Source organism: Thermus tenuipuniceus (genome assembly GCF_002964845.1).
GTDB lineage: Bacteria > Deinococcota > Deinococci > Deinococcales > Thermaceae > Thermus > Thermus tenuipuniceus.
Map to the genome: position 1 here is coordinate 1 of NZ_KZ672981.1, position 328 is coordinate 328.

A 328-nucleotide genomic window follows, 5' to 3' on the forward strand; every position below is an offset into this window, starting at 1 on the left:
CGCCGGTTCAAATTAAACAACAGGTATTACAATAGAAGGGGGGTGCATCACAGTGCGCTTAGAAGCACTTTCTGTGAACAATTGAGGGACCTGACTCATCATACTCCTCCTTGGAGATCCACATTTGTTGGAAAGTGGACAAAGAAGCGAGAATGGATCCACCGATCCAGACGGAGTATTTTCTCTCGGGGGGAGCGATGATCTTGATCTTCATGGTGGAGGGAGCGAGGGCGGTGAGCTCCTTTTGCATGCGGTCAGCAATTCCAGGGAACATGGTTGTTCCTCCAGAGAGGACGACGTTTCCGTACAAGTCCTTTCTGATATCAAC

The 328-nt window shown here is 49.4% G+C and carries 1 protein-coding gene; it reads right to left on the bottom strand.

Annotation, left to right across the window (positions count from 1 at the left end):
• Nucleotides 1–58: 58 nt before the first annotated feature.
• A partial coding sequence (locus C2847_RS06055) for an acetate and sugar kinases/Hsc70/actin family protein (RefSeq protein WP_208619935.1) occupies nt 59–328 on the bottom strand: 270 nt, incomplete at its 5' end.